The 14943-nt window shown below is 50.7% G+C and carries 13 protein-coding genes; 8 read left to right on the forward strand and 5 right to left on the reverse strand.

Translation table 11 applies throughout. The features are described from left to right. Positions 1-49: 49 nt before the first annotated feature. Together ACVKSX_RS20500 and ACVKSX_RS20505 are read right to left on the reverse strand one after the other, a co-directional pair. Positions 50-1975: a methyl-accepting chemotaxis protein gene (locus ACVKSX_RS20500; RefSeq protein WP_354439346.1), complete on the reverse strand. Its 1926-nt coding sequence runs from the start codon at positions 1973-1975 to the stop codon at positions 50-52. Between the two features lie 602 nt (positions 1976-2577). After that, entirely contained in the window at positions 2578-4236 is a 1659-nt protein-coding gene (locus ACVKSX_RS20505) for a methyl-accepting chemotaxis protein (RefSeq protein ID WP_354439344.1), read from the reverse strand. A 643-nt stretch (positions 4237-4879) separates the two neighbouring features. On the opposite strand from ACVKSX_RS20505, the gene ACVKSX_RS20510 reads away from it, so the two are divergent. Continuing rightward, positions 4880-5209, forward strand: coding sequence for a hypothetical protein (locus ACVKSX_RS20510; protein ID WP_010256979.1), 330 nt, complete (start codon positions 4880-4882; stop codon positions 5207-5209). Between the two features lie 75 nt (positions 5210-5284). Here the strand turns inward: ACVKSX_RS20510 and ACVKSX_RS20515 are convergent, their stop codons facing one another. Continuing rightward, positions 5285-5518 (reverse strand): hypothetical protein, encoded by a 234-nt coding sequence (locus tag ACVKSX_RS20515; RefSeq protein WP_022624240.1) that lies wholly within the window; start codon positions 5516-5518, stop codon positions 5285-5287. 958 nt (positions 5519-6476) lie between these two features. Between ACVKSX_RS20515 and ACVKSX_RS20520 the strand changes: the two genes are divergently transcribed. The 3 genes from ACVKSX_RS20520 (at position 6477) to ACVKSX_RS20530 (ending at position 9035) form a co-directional block, all read left to right on the forward strand. Beyond that, complete coding sequence (locus ACVKSX_RS20520; RefSeq protein ID WP_010256973.1) at positions 6477-7694, forward strand: diguanylate phosphodiesterase; 1218 nt, start codon at positions 6477-6479, stop codon at positions 7692-7694. A gap of 171 nt (positions 7695-7865) precedes the next feature. Beyond that, complete coding sequence (locus ACVKSX_RS20525; protein WP_010256969.1) at positions 7866-8075, forward strand: CsbD family protein; 210 nt, start codon at positions 7866-7868, stop codon at positions 8073-8075. 195 nt (positions 8076-8270) lie between these two features. After that, positions 8271-9035 (forward strand): MerR family transcriptional regulator, encoded by a 765-nt coding sequence (locus ACVKSX_RS20530; RefSeq protein WP_010256962.1) that lies wholly within the window; start codon positions 8271-8273, stop codon positions 9033-9035. A gap of 73 nt (positions 9036-9108) precedes the next feature. Here ACVKSX_RS20530 and ACVKSX_RS20535 read toward each other — a convergent pair whose 3' ends face one another. Beyond that, complete coding sequence (locus ACVKSX_RS20535) at positions 9109-9597, reverse strand: Hsp20 family protein (RefSeq protein WP_187511482.1); 489 nt, start codon at positions 9595-9597, stop codon at positions 9109-9111. A gap of 175 nt (positions 9598-9772) precedes the next feature. Next, the gene (locus ACVKSX_RS20540; protein WP_022624236.1) at positions 9773-10012 is read right to left on the reverse strand and encodes a hypothetical protein; all 240 of its coding nucleotides are present in this window, start codon (positions 10010-10012) and stop codon (positions 9773-9775) included. Between the two features lie 368 nt (positions 10013-10380). Here ACVKSX_RS20540 and ACVKSX_RS20545 point away from each other — a divergent pair, with 368 nt between their 5' ends. From ACVKSX_RS20545 to ACVKSX_RS20560, 4 genes are all read left to right on the forward strand, one after another. Further along, positions 10381-10605 (forward strand): DUF3606 domain-containing protein, encoded by a 225-nt coding sequence (locus ACVKSX_RS20545; protein ID WP_033770153.1) that lies wholly within the window; start codon positions 10381-10383, stop codon positions 10603-10605. 520 nt (positions 10606-11125) lie between these two features. Then, complete coding sequence (locus ACVKSX_RS20550; protein ID WP_354439341.1) at positions 11126-12910, forward strand: GGDEF and EAL domain-containing protein; 1785 nt, start codon at positions 11126-11128, stop codon at positions 12908-12910. 199 nt (positions 12911-13109) lie between these two features. Beyond that, positions 13110-13319: a YdgH/BhsA/McbA-like domain containing protein gene (locus ACVKSX_RS20555; protein WP_022624235.1), complete on the forward strand. Its 210-nt coding sequence runs from the start codon at positions 13110-13112 to the stop codon at positions 13317-13319. 251 nt (positions 13320-13570) lie between these two features. Further along, positions 13571-14758 carry a diguanylate phosphodiesterase gene (locus ACVKSX_RS20560; RefSeq protein ID WP_354439339.1) on the forward strand — a complete coding sequence of 396 codons (1188 nt, stop codon included), beginning with the start codon at positions 13571-13573 and terminating at the stop codon, positions 14756-14758. The last annotated feature ends 185 nt before the right edge of the window (positions 14759-14943 follow it).

Raw genomic sequence — 14943 nt, forward strand, 5'->3', positions numbered from 1 at the left:
ATAAATGCTGAGAAGAGAACAGCCGCCCAAAGGCGGCTGTTTAACACCATTATGCAGTCTGGAACACCGCAACCATCGTACGTAACTGCCCTGCGCGCGCGGCGAGCTCATCAGCTGAGGAGGCCGACTCTTCAACCAGCACGGCGTTCTGCTGCGTCACCTGATCCATCTGGTTCACCGCAATATTGACCTGCGAGATACCACTGCTCTGCTCTTCGGATGAAGAAGTGATGTCGCGCATCAGCTGAGAGGTCTGTTCAATGGCGCTGACGCTCTGTTTCACCTTATCGCCTGCGTTCTGCGCCATGGCGATCCCTTCCTGCGCGTGGCCGACTGACTGCTCAATCAGACCCTTGATCTCTTTAGCTGCACTGGCTGAACGTTGTGCCAGTGCCCGCACTTCCGACGCGACGACCGCAAAACCTTTACCCTGCTCACCGGTGCGTGCCGCTTCAACGGCCGCATTCAGTGCCAGAATGTTGGTCTGGAAGGCGATACTGTCGATCACCGAGGTAATCTCTTCAATTTTACCTGAGCTGCCACGAATTTTGTGCATGGTCTCCATCACCGAATCCATTGCTGCACCACTGGAGAGTGCAGCCTGCGTGGCAGATTCTGCACGGGCAGAGGCAAAGCGCGTGTTATCCGCGTTCTGCTGAATGATTGCCGCCAGCTGCTCCATGCTGGCAGCCGTTTCAGCCAGTGAAGCCGCCTGTTGCTCGGTGCGCGACGACAGATCGCCATTGCCACGGGCAATCTCTTCTGAGGAGTTGGCGATGGTAGCCGCGTTACCTTTGATATCCGACACCAGTTGAGCAAGACGCTGCTGCATCCGCATCAGTGCATTCAGCAGCTCAGCCATCTCATTGCTGCCGGAAACGTTCAGCTGTGCCGTCAGATCGCCCGCCGCGACGCGGCTGGCAACTTCGACCGCTTCTTTAACCGGCCGGGTAACAGAACGGGTGATCATCACGGCCAGCAGAATGGCCAGCAGCGCGACGGCAAACAGACCTGCCAGTAACAGATATTGCGCATAGCGGCGTTCCTGGATCTGCGTCTGCATCATTCCTTCCAGACGATGGCTGGTTTGTTCACCCAGCTCGCCGTAACGGTTAATCGCCTGGGTAAAGATCCGTACATAGTCAACCGGCGTCACGCTGGCGTGACCGCTGACAAAGACACTATCAGCCAGATTCAGCGCACTCAGCGCCTGCTGGTTCGCATCCTGTGCCAGATTGCCAAAGGTGGTTTTAAGATCTGGCTCAATGGAAAATACTTTATCCATGTTGCCGCTAAACTGTCTCAGCGCCGTTTTGCCATAATCAAGCTGAAATGCCATGCGGCTGCGATCGGCATCCGACACATTCCCACCCGCAATCAGCGACGTGCCGCTAGCACGAATCTGTCCCAGCGTTTCAGTCAGTTGCGGCAGGCGACTAAAGATACTGACAATCAGCTGGTAGGTATTCAGATCGGCATCCAGCGATAGCTGATAAAAATCAAGTACATCCTGGTTCGTATCGAGTAGCACCTGAATCAGCTGAGCATGTCGCGTCAGGCTGGTTGCCAGGGTCAGTTTGCCCGCGTTAATATCGTTCTGCAGCTGGCTCCACTCCTGATTAACCCGCTCCAGCCGCTTCAGCGGCTGCGCCTGCTCATTATTCTGACGTAATTCGTCAGCAATCGTCTGAGATAAGCGATTAACCTCACTGACCAACGCCATACGTGGCGCGTTATCTGGTTTGTTCAGCGAGATAGCGATCGCACTTTCCGCACGGTGCCGCTGCAGCAGGTTCAGCAACTTGAGCACCTTTCTTTCGACCGGTATACCGGTCAGTTCCACATTCTTTGTATCAATAAGCTGGTTGCCCGTCTGAATAAACAGAAAGGTGGGTAAAATAAACAGCACCAGCGCAAAGGATCCGAGTAACAGGAATTTCGCTGGCAAATTAATCCGGTCGAGTATTTTTTTCATTCTTTTCCGCTCTGATGTGTGAGACGTGCAGGTGTGTAGCGCACGAAATAGCTTTCGTAATATTATTTTTACCGTTTCTTTGACATAGCCAGAGATGCCTCATGCAGCACAATGTCGCTATGAAGAAAGGAGTTTCGTAAAAAAATCAGAAGTACATATAACACGGAAGGGAGTATAGATTGCGCTGCGTTATTTTACAGTGAATAAAATGACAATATTTACTTCAATATCTGCCTAAGCCAAACTTAAAAAAATACCTTACAAATCATAAAATTGAAATAAAAACACCTGGCAAAAAGCATTAAGCAACGAGCCTGACTTCAGCGTTATTGTTTTGAAGATAAATAAATTCAAGTTACATCATGAATAGCCGATAACTGACATCCTGCCTGTATCTGACTCATTATCACCAGACTATCAAAACAAATATCTACGCCCGGCAAATTCCAATTTAAACCTTATAACCCTAAAGAGTTATTTGCGATTTTAAAATGAAATCGATTTCATATTATATTTATTTCAGGAAAAGCCGCTTTATTTATTTTGATTTAAGATAAAAAAAGCCCCCACATTGTGGAGGCCCTTAAGTTACTGCTCAACTATTAAAAACTTTCCCAGTTCGCCTTAGTCAGGTCGATGGTCTGGTGCTCAGGCTGCTTTGTGTGTAATACCGGACGCCGTACTGCAGCGGTCTGCTGCGACTGTACTGCACGGTTATCGCTTTCCAGCTTAAAGGTCGCCACCAGCCCCGACAGCGTTTCTGCCTGCTCCTGCAGCGACTTAGAGGCGGATGAGGCCTCTTCCACCAGCGAGGCGTTCTGTTGCGTCACTTCATCCATCTGGCCAATGGCCTGATGAACCTGTTCAATGCCTTTACTCTGCTCAGAGGTAGCCGCCGCAATCTCATTGACCAGATCGGCCACCTGCTGAATCGCCTGACGGACATTTTCACTGTTAGATCCAACGCCGCTGGCCTGCTCTAAACCGTGCTCGACCTGTGAAACCGATGTTGAGATAAGATCCTTAATTTCACGGGCGGCAGAAGAGGAGCGCTGCGCCAGATTGCGCACTTCAGAGGCAACAACGGCGAAGCCGCGACCATGCTCGCCTGCACGCGCTGCCTCGACTGCCGCATTCAGCGCCAGAATATTGGTCTGAAACGCGATGCCTTCAATCAGTCCGGTAATTTCAGAGATTTTGGCAGAGCTGGCGCGGATTTCATCCATGGTGCTGAGCATCTGCTTCACCGCCGTCCCATTCTGGATTGACATGTGATTCGCGTTATTTGCCAGGCTGCTGGCCTGTTGCGCACCTTCTGAGTTCTGTCGCACCGTTTCGCTCAGTGTCGCCATGCTGGCTGAGGTTTGCTCCAGTGAAGCCGCCTGTTCTTCCGTGCGTGCAGAGAGATCTTCGTTGCCCGCCGCTATCTGCGTTGATCCGGTACTCACCGATTGCGCGGCGTGACTGACGGAGAGCAGCGTGCCGGAAACGCGCGCCAGCAGCTGATTAAATGCCATCGCCGTTTTGCCGATCTCATCCTTACTGCGGACCTCCGCGGTATGAGTCAGGTCGAGGGTATGACTCACCTGCGTCATGGTATTGACCATGCCTGAGAGGCTCTTTTTGATGCCGAGAATCACCTTAGTGGAGAAACCGGCCAGTATCAGAATAAGCAGCAGCGATCCGCCAGACATCGCCCACAGGGTCTGGCTATAAACGCGCTTGTTCTCCGCCCTGAGCTGTTCGCCAATATCGATATTCAGCTGAATCTGACGAGTGAAATCCGCTTCCATCTTACGGGATGCGGCACCAATACCGCCCTCACTCTGCAATAACGGCAGCGTGACCGCATCATTATGGGCGCGTGACGCGGCAAGAAATGCCGGCAATGCGCTGCGGACCGCATCCAGATTTTTATAGGCCTGTTCCGTCATCGCTTTGTCTTCATCGTTCGAGATGTCGTTAGCCATGTAGTAATCATTGAGCGACTTAATCTGCGTAAGCAGATTCTCAATGCGCTCTTCCGCAGCAGGGAATTTTGCCGCATCGCTGGTGCTGTGGTGGCGATAAAGCGCAATACCCAACTGATTGGTCACGCTGATCGATTTATTGAGATCGCGAATGCTGGGTATTGCGTTCATCTGTACATATTCAAAGCGGGATTGAAAGCCCGAAATTACTGATAAAGAGATAATCACCAGCGCAATCAGTGACATTGCAAGCAGTGATAAAATCAATACCAGACGTTGTGTAATAGTCATACTTGCCCCCGGCAAAAAAAGAATAATCTGGACATAATTTAAAGTTGGATCGTTCTTATCGGCTCTTGTCTGCAGGGCTTTAATTAAGCATGGCGAATATATTTTTTTATTTTTCCTTGCGAATGGTACAGAGTGAACTAGCCAGAACACTACTCTGCCATTTATTCATTTTTATTTTGACACACCTTTTTACATCTCATCATCTGAGATAAATTTGCCACATCTCCTGTCAGAAGATTTTCCACTGCCGGATGGTCACAATGAAGCGGAAGCAGCCATTCATTTGGATCTGATAATTAGCCCGCTAATTCAACAGCGATGCTGACGATAATTGTTAAGGAGAAGGCGATTTAAATTCGTGGGATACCGTCGCAGACGCAGCAAAGGCAGGGCTTGTAAAGCTGAAGAGCTGAAGGGGTGAAAAACCAGCATGACAGTCTGTCATCAGATTTTCTGATAAGAGCATGACTGGCTACCTGTCAGATAACAGGCGACGGTGGGAGATTTTAGCCTTTTGTGTCAGGGCCAGATTAAATCAGTGAAATCGCTGGCGGAATGCTGAATCTGGTCTATGCTCACTGGCCCGACCAGGCTTTAGTCTGTTGGGTAGCAATAACGCTTAAAATAAAAAAAGGTAGTCGTCATGGATTTAGCCACATTTGAAACCAGAACCGGTCTTTGGCCACACATGCAGTTTACGGATGTTGAATATGAAGTGTGCAGCGCAGGTGTAGAGATCTATGCCATTGATGTCAGTCGTCAGACCAAGAGCAAGCTATTTATCTGTCGTGTCACCAACGAGCAGCAGGCAGCGTCGCTAACGGCACAGTTCAAAGAGTGGTTGCCGAAGTTAAAGCTTAAAAAACGCAAAGTCGCATTGAATCTGGCGCGCATGGCGTGCGAGAAGAGCTTCCCCGCGAATCCTAAATTCCAGGATCGGTCTGACATGCGTCGGAACACATCCAGGCTCTGATGCCTGCTTCAGCCTGTATCTGTTACAGCAGTCAGGCTGAAACCCTTTCTTATCCTGTCTGCGCTGCGGCACGTTTTAATCACGCGCCGCAGGCACACGGAACAGTCGACATTCTCCGGGCTCAATTGAGATATCACTGAAAGTCGTGATATGCATCTCGATCCAGGTATTCGCGGCCCGAAGCGTGTGAGGTGATTTGCGTTGTTCCAGTTCAGCCACAAAATCCCGGGTACTCACTGTGCACTGACCGGTATCATCCCGCCTCATCGCTTCTCTGAATGCTGACCAGACCTCATCATCCTGTGACATCTCTACCCCACACCGGCTCTCAATCGATAATATGCTGTATATATAAACAGTACAATTATTCGCTTTAAGGGTCAAGTCTGCTCTGTTTACCAGTCTCAGATCGCTAAGCAATGGCTTAATTGTGGCCATTTATAGCAGAAGCAGCAGGCGAAACAGGACTTTAATCCTAATCTTAGAAATCGTTTTCATATCTGATTAAACTATTGATTTAAATAGCCATTAAATATTGTTAGTTTTTTAATTGTTTGATATCTAATTAAAAAAAGAGTTAACCGTAGCGGCATAAACATCGTTTTTGCCCTATCTTTGAATGGCTCTGTAATGAAATCCACTTCTTTTGCAGAGTGATCTGACTCCTACCCTTGCCCCCTTTTACAGGGGGCACTTTTTTAAGATAACGCAGATATCAACATCTGATTGTCTCTGCAGACCGGCAACGTTCAAGCGTTGCGGACTAATCTGCTGATGACGTTAAGGGAGTGTCTGAAAAGTGGTTGATTTGTAACCTGATAATTCATTGACCGAGCTGTCATCAGCAGAAGCCTGAAACAGTGGGTTGAATCTGAAAACAATTTTCCGAAATAGCAAATAAACGGATTTTTTACCCGCTTAAAAGCCTCGCCAGAATGACGTGGTAAGGAGAGTAAAAAGTGCGTAATAATCTGGCAATATCAGATTGACCAGCGCCTCACCAGGGATGCTGTAACGTTATAATAATGCGCTATATCTGCTGTTCGCCCCCGATTTTATGGGGGTTTTTCTTTTCCCTTCATTTCTATTCCCGGTTATTGCCGCACTGCGATCTGATGTCCTGATTGTCGAATCCTTTAGTACTACCTGAATCTACGATTAAATTAATGCTGCAAATATAACGGCATAATGGTCGTAGTTGTGCCCTTAACCAGCAATATTTCTGTGATATGTTTAATCAGTAACTTTCTGCCACGTGAGTCTGATTATGCTCTCCACCCTTATTTACCGTAGCCAGCTTGCGGGTTCTGTCTCGCCAGAGAGATTGAAAGCGCTGGTGGAGCGCGCCAGTATCAAAAATGCTGAGGCTGAAGTCACCGGGATACTGCTCTATGACGGACAGCACTTTTTTCAGGTGCTGGAGGGTAGCGTCGACAACGTTCACACGGTTTTCCAGCGTATCAGTCAGGATGAGCGGCATTTTAACCTGATTGAGCTGATGCGGGATTACGCCCCTGCGCGTCGCTTCGGTCATGCCGGTATGGCCTTATTTGATTTACGTGATTATCAGAAACACACCGTAGTGGATGCCCTGCTTAAGCGGGTTACCCTGAGTGATGAACGGATCAGAGATGACCGGGTGGTGAAGTTCCTGCGTTCTTTCGTCGAGGGGCGGGATAAAGAGACGTTTATCAAAATTGATCCTGCCAGTCAGTGGACGCTGACAACACCCGTCACCTCTGAATCTCAGCCAGCCTGGCAACCGGCACCGGGTCAGCGTTGTGAATTTGCGCTACAGCCTATTGTGGATACAGCGAATCGCCGGATTGTCTCTTGTGAAGCCTTGATACGTGGCCAGCACGGCGCATCGCCCGCTGATTACTTTTCGCAATTGCCAGAAAGCGAGCGCTATCAGGGCGATCTGCACTCTAAAACCTACGCTTTCCAGCTGGCCAGGCATCTGGGGTTGCGCGAGCAAACGCTCTCCGTCAATCTGCTGCCCATGTCGCTGGTGGTAATCGATGATGCTGTTGAACATCTTATCCAGCAGATCAGGCAGCAGGGATTGCGACCAGAGCAGGTGGTGGTTGAGGTGACCGAAGATGAGATCATCTCGCGCTTCGACGCATTCCAGTTTGCTGTCCAGCAGTTGAAAGCGGCCGGGATCAGCCTGGCGCTCGATGATTTTGGCGCCGGCTTCGCTGGCCTGTCGCTGTTAGCCGATTTCCAGCCCGACAAAGTGAAAATCGATCGCAAGCTGATCACCGATATCCACCGCAGTGGCCCGCGTCAGGCGATAGTGATGGCCATCATTAAATGCTGTCAGGCACTGGAAATTACGGTCATTGCGGAAGGGGTTGAAAAAATTGAAGAGTGGCTCTGGCTGGAAGGTGCCGGGGTACGCTATTACCAGGGCTTTCTGTTTGCCCGTCCAGCCCTCAATGCCCTGCCTGCAGTAAGCTGGCCAGCACGACGCCCCGAATAGACCCCGCCGTGATAATCCCCTTTCCTTCCCTTTTGCCCATAATTTGATGCGGCTCACACCGCTTCGCTGCAAAAGGCAAAAGCTGTGCCATGCTTGATTCATCTGACAGCCTTCAGGCAATACAGATATTCATCAGGTCACTGGACAACAACCGGAAATGGGAGAGTCACCATGAACGAAGATCGCATTGGCGGTAACTGGAAGCAGTTCAAAGGTAAAGTTAAGGAAAAATGGGGTGATCTTACGGATGATGATATGACCGTTGTAGAAGGGAAGCGCGATCAGCTGGTCGGTAAAATTCAGGAACGCTACGGCTACGAGAAAGATCGTGCCGAAAAAGAAGTGAAAGAGTGGGAAGATTCCAACAAGTACCACTGGTAACGTGTGCTTAATCGCCGGGCGTCTCTGCGTCCGGCATCTGCCCTGTACCCCTGTTTAATCCCCCTCACCCACTGCCATCTCAGCACACGATAAACCGGCAGATTTTGGAAATGATTGTTTCTTTATTTATTCCTGACGCGCATACTGCGTCATCTTCCCTGTTCATGGGATCTCAATGCCTTTCGGATATCAATTATGCCCCAGCACTCTACCGACACCGTATGTGGTCTCGTCGGTGTTCTTCCTGAAACTCTGCGCCGCTGGCGCCGTGCCGGGCTGATAACGCCGCCTGGCCCTGCTGGTTACTCAGATAATCAGCTTACGCGTGCGCTCTGTGTGCGTGAAATGACCTCAGGGGGTCATACGCTTTTTGATATCCATACTGCATTTAACTGGCCCAGCGTTGCGCTGCCTGGCGGCTGGGCCTGTCGGGAAGAGGATATGTTGCATCTGCTGGCGCACAATACGGACGCAGATGTTGATCGCGAACTACAGATGATGAATACCGACTATTGTGGTGATGATTATGTTAATCGCTACCTGCGGCCGCTCAACCTCTGGCTGCGCACTGACCTCAGCGAAGGTGCGGCGCGGCGCCAGCAGCGCTTTCATTCAGCGGTAGTCAGTCAGTGGGAGCGCCTGGCGCTAGCCTCACAAAGACGCAGCACCGTACCGCTGTTTCTTGAAGCAGTCAGCGTCACAGATGAAACCGAGATCTGGATGGAAGCGATACGGCTTAACGGACAGGGCTTTCGGGTTGAAGTTGCAGCAGATGCGTCAGGTATCCCCGCCGTGGCGCAACGCCGCTTTGAGCATCATCTGATGTGGTGTGGTGATGGTATCAGTGCATCGATGAAGGCTGCATTTCACTCCAGTCTTGAGGCGGGTGAACCGATCATGCTGACCGGAACGAATACCGGCTTACCGTCGCAAATCAGCCTTATGGCAGCCAGCGCCTGAACTCTTTTGACTTTCTTACCTGCCAGTGAATAAAAAGGCGGAAACAGCCTGTGCCGTTTCCGCCCTGTTCATGTTACTGATGTTCAAGAGTACGCTGACCGCCGATCGCAATCGGGATACGGCGCGGTTTCTCGCTCTCCGGTATTTCCTGGATCAGATCAATGCTAAGCAGACCTTCCGCCAGGCTGGCTCCGGTGACCTTCATGTGCTCTGGAATGGAAAAGCTCAGCTGGAAATCGTGTCGGGAAATGCCGCGGTGGATCCAGCTGGTGTTCTCTTCCCGGGCCTCGCCAGACGCTTCCTGTGACGGTTTCTCTCTGTGACCGGCCACTGAAAGCCGTCCGCCTCGTAACTCGATCTCCAGTTCATGCTCTTTCCAGCCAGGTACACTGACGGTCAACACATAGCGATTATCCTCTACCCGCTGCAGATCGTAAGCGGGAACCGACGTTACCGGGCTGTCGCCAGTAAGCTGACTGAACAATTTATCGATGCGATTAAAGCGGTCTGAAAAGACTGAATCAGACAGCGAAGGGAACACTGAAAATTGTTGTACTGACATGGTGATAATCTCCTGAACAGGTTCATCCAAAAGTTCATCTGATCGGGCTCATATTTCCGATCATCTCCATAAATAGGGATCAGTAGTCAGTTTTCAAGTTGGTAAATATAATTTTTTTACCGTTATCAGACAGCCGGTTACCACAGAAATAAATTTCAGGGTATTAACGCAGCCGTTACTTTTTGCTCTGAGGTGCAAGAGCAAAATGGGGATGACAGCCAGCCAGTAATAACAGCAACTCATATTCTCCCTGACTTAATAGTGTCGGGTTACCTGCGGCTTCTTTGGTTTGCCAGACGCGCAGGCTAAGGTCAAAACGCTCAGCAGCGCTCTGCTGTGAGAGCCCGGCGGCAAGACGAAGTTCACGCACATTACTCTGGACGACCACAGGCGGCCTGGGGGGACGATTCACCAAACAAAGACTCCTTCAACATGATTAAACCGCAAAGGCACAGCGCTTCACCATCAATAAAAGCGAAGCAACCTGAGAGCGGCCATAACGAAAAGACCACAGAATAATTGACTATTTTAAATAAATGTCAAATTTCAGGTTTAAAAATTATGCATGATTTTTTATAAGCGAAGCGGCATATTTCGCCCTGACGGAGACTTTTCTATTTCCATAGAGTGCTTTATTCCTCCTGCCAGGAATTATCCTGTTATTTGCCTTAAGGGCCATTCAGGGATTATTCCGCTACCTCAAGCGCCCTTTCTTCATCAGGATAGAGGTATAGCCTGAGGGTCATGTTCAGGCAGAATCATTGAAAAAGAGGAGGATAATGAATGAAAAATCCTATCCAGCGTCGCTCGCCCGACGATCTGTCGCAGGTGGAAATTCGTGAACAGTGGCAAATCACCTACTGGACCCAGGAACTGAGGACAACTCAGGAAAGGCTGACACGCGCGATCCGCGAGCGAGGGCCGCGGACCGAACAGGTTCGTGACTGGCTGGAGCAAAACCCGCCGCCACGTCGTCCGACACAATTCATACACGGCATGAAAGGTTAAATTGATTACTGTCTGAAGCGACGCGTTACTGGCGGTCTTGCGGTGGATTGACCTATAGCAGTCAGGAGTACACTGACAGGTCATATCTGCCGGTCTTCATTTTTTCAGGCTTTTACCTGTATTTTTAATAGGTTATCTTCCTGAGCAACCAGCGGATAGCGATCCGTCTCTGGCTGCAGACCTGTTTAATTGTAAAACTGACTTAGAAATAACATTAACCACCCTGAATGCTTATTCATCTCCTGACGGAAAATAAACATTAACAACCGTAAAAACCCTCTCCTGGCTATATAAAATGTACAAATGTAAATAATCAGGCGCATCTTCGATTAAATTTTCGAATCGTAACAACCCCTTTAATGCGTTAAAGAAAATATTAAGAGACACCCGCTGCATAGTCCCTTATTATCAAGTTGAAAATAAAAAATCACGCCATAATTCCTGCCGCCCGAATCACATTTCGCTCCGGACAGTTTTCTTTTTTCGCTCCGTAATCAGCCGGTGCGGGGGTTCTACACACATGTTAAACAATTTAAACGGCAACAATGAGCGCCGCAGCCGCGCCTTACAGGCGTTGCGCGACCCTGATGAAAGCCGCGATGAAGTTCTCCGGAAGTTTGTCCGGTTAGCCAGTCAGGCCCTGGGTATCCCGGGCAGCTTTATATCGGTGCTGGATGATGAGTTCCAGACCGTTCGGGCATCACACAATTTTGAACTGCAACGCTCAACGCGTGCGGATTCACTTTGTCGTCACGTGGTTGATAGCGACAGTGCGGTGATCGTCCCTGATACTTATTACGATGCGCGTTTTGTCACGCATCCCCTGATCACTGGCTCACCCTTTATCCGCTTTTATGTCGGTGTGCCACTGAAAACACGCGATGGCATTATTCTGGGCACACTATGTGTGACCGACACCGAACCGCATGCGTTTCCCAGTGACCAGGTGACGACCTTAACGCTGCTCTCTACGCTGGTAATGTCTTTTCTTGAAGCCTGGCACTCGGCGGGTTTTACCGATCCGGTGACCGGGCTACCTAACCGTCAGCGCCTGATACGTGATTTGCAATATCTTGCCGTTGCCGGCGATACCACGCCACGCCGTCTGGTTCTGATTGATTGCATCGATATGTCGCGTGCTTATGAACTGGCCCGCACCATGGGAATGAGCCCGGTTGAGAGCCTGCTGAAAGATATGGCCACTCTGCTGCCGCTGCGCCTGCGGCCGGCGGTTGGGGAGATGATCTATACGGTGGCCACCGGCCGCTTTGCTATCCTGACCCGAGCGGATAGCCGACTCAGTGCCGCGTGGGTAGCCGGTCGTCTGGAAGGTATCAGTGCGGACATGGATGAAGGTCTGTCGGTCGCGCTGACTCCCCATACCGGTGAGGCTGACTTTGTCGCTGGCAGCATGCCAGCATCTGAAATATTAGGCCGTGCGGTCAGTGCGCTGCATGAAGCGGTTGGCCGCGGCCTGCCCTCTCTGCGCTTTGACGCTGAGGCTGAAACGCAGCGTTCAGAAGATTTCCTGCTGATGACCGATCTTAAAACGGCATTACGCGAGAACACCGGGCTGTATATGGTCTATCAGCCGAAAATTTGCCTGCAAAGTGGTAAACCCGTGGGTCTGGAAGCGCTTATCCGCTGGCAACATCCCAGCCGGGGCGAACTTTCACCTGCCGCCTTTATCCCGCTGGCTGAGCAGACCGATCTGCTCTCTGTGCTGACAGCCTGGATTATCGATCGGGCGGTTGAGCGCCTTAGCCGGCTGAGGAACAACTGCATCCAGCTGCCGCTAACGATAAACGTCAGCGTACGTGACTTTGCGCGCGAGGGGTTCGCTTCAGCGCTGGAAAGTAAGATGGTCAAATCTAAGCTCCCGACCTCTCTGCTGGGAATCGAATGTCTGGAAACCGAACGTATCCTTGAAAGCCCGACCGCCCTGCGCGGGCTGGAGATGCTCAGAGCACGAGGATTCACTATTTCACTCGATGATTTCGGCTCCGGCTACAGCAATATCAGTTATCTGCGTAGCATGCCGCTTGATGTGATTAAGCTGGATCGTTCCCTGATCAGTGAGCTTTCCTCTGACACGGCTTCACGCATCATTGCACGCAGCATCATCGCCATGCTTAAAGAGCTGGATTATACCGTGGTGGCAGAAGGGGTTGAGTGTCCGGATGCAGTAACATCCCTGACCGAGTATGGCTGCGATCAGGCTCAGGGCTATTTCTATTCGAAGCCGTTGAACGAAGAAGCATTGGATCACTGGCTGCACTGGAAGCTGCGTGGCGAGTGTCATTAATCTGGAGCTGGCGCAATCTGATATCAGATTGCATTTTCAGCTATCAGATCGAGCTCTGATATTCCCTGTGAGTCACATTCAAAATATTTGATCAATATCAGCAAAAGTTAGCTATATCAGTCTGGCGAGATCGCGCCTATCATTCATTCCATCGAGGCAAAACGCCTCTCCCTGACTGAAATACGCTAAGGAATTGACCATGAACTCCATCAAAACTTTCGTTGCTGTTACTGCACTCTCTCTGATTTCATTCGGTAGTTTTGCCCAGACTATTACCGCTACCGCGTCTACCCTGGATGCTGCTGAAGCTAAAGTCGCGGCACAGGCCAAAGATGCAGGTGCATCCTATAAAATTACCGGCGCACGCGTTGATAATCGAGCTTATGTCTCTGCTGAACTGATCAAATAACATTTACTCCTTCAATACGATGAGGCTGCCATTACGGCGGCCTTTTTTATTATGCAGGAAGCATAAGTTCGTCTGCTCAGGTTCAGCGTCTCTGATCCCATTACGATTGTTGAAACCGTGCCCCACAATTTGCCGTTTCGCTTACTGCCACCTGCGGTGGTGCAGTCTGTGCGACAGTGAATAAGTAGAGATGAAACATTTTTTGAACAATGCTAGCGTGTGCGCAACAATCTTATAAAACGGAGCTGCACATGCTGACTACCATAATATATCGCAGCCATATTTCAGATGACTTTCCCATCAGAACCCTGCCCGCAATGGTCGACAACGCCAGCAAAATAAATGCGGCTCACGACGTGACCGGCATCTTATTATTTAACGGTACCCATTTTTTTCAATTACTTGAGGGGCCGGAAGCGGGCATTCAGGCAGTCTATCAGAGAATTTGTGCAGATCGACGGCACCATAATGTGGTGGAACTGATGCGCGACTATGCGCCTTACCGCCGCTTTGGTAATGCGGGCATGGCACTCTTCGACCTGCGTGAACACGATCGCTCGTCGCTGCTGCAGGCCGTGCTGGATAAAGGGACGTCAAAATATCGTCTGACCTATGATGATCGGGCACTGCAATTCCTGCGCACGTTTGTAGAGTCTCGTGAGAAAGAGAACTACTACGAGGTCCTCCCCCCGGGTTACTGGGAGTTTATTTCTGAGCACAATGATGTGCCGGACTCCCGTCCGGAGACAGAAGGCGTCAGCTTTCGCCCGGTGGTGGATCCCCTCGCTCGTCAGGTCACAGCGATTGAAGCGACCACTCTGCGACCTGCTCCCGCCGACGACATCTCAGGCGATCAGCTTTATGTTAACGATCTGGAAACCGTGAAAAAGACGTTTGCCCATGCTGGCCTGGTCTGCCCGGACGGTATGACACTGTACGTCAGCCTGCTGCCTATGACGCTGGTGGTGATACCCAATGCGGTCGATCATATTATGGCCGCTATTCAGCAGGCGGGACTGGTTCCTGAGCAGGTTGTAGTTGGCGTAAGCGAAACCGCAGTGATCTCGCAGCTGGAAGCGTTCTCTGAAGCCGTACGCGCACTAAAAGCGGTCGGAATCAGTCTGTCGATCGACAATTTTGGTGACGGCTCCGCGGGATTGTCCTTGCTGACTCACATTCAGCCCGACCGCATTCGTATTGATGCCGGTATCACCCGCGATGTTCATCGCAGTGGGCCAAAGCAGGCGGTGGTTCAGGCGATTATTAAATGCTGTTACGCGCTGGAAATTACCGTCATCGCGGCAGGGATCGTACAGGCAGAAGAGTGGATGTGGCTGGAGGCTGCAGGTGTGATCAACTTCCAGGGCACGCTGTTCGCAGCCGCAGGGCGCTATGAAGCACAATCCGTTGCCTGGCCGGAATACCGGGAGGCGATGTAACACTCTCTGTCCCAACGGTGATAAAGCGGTACGTCAGCGCGAGGCCGCTTTCTTCACCGATGTCCTGCAGAGCAGTATCATAGCCGCAGCGGCCCCGCTAAACACCTCCCCTCCCCCTCGCCCCCATCGGACCCGTTCTTGTGACAGGGATAACGGCAGCGCCTTCCTGATGGTTCCGGCCATAC

The sequence above is a fragment of the Pantoea sp. PvP021 genome, from assembly GCF_054056055.1.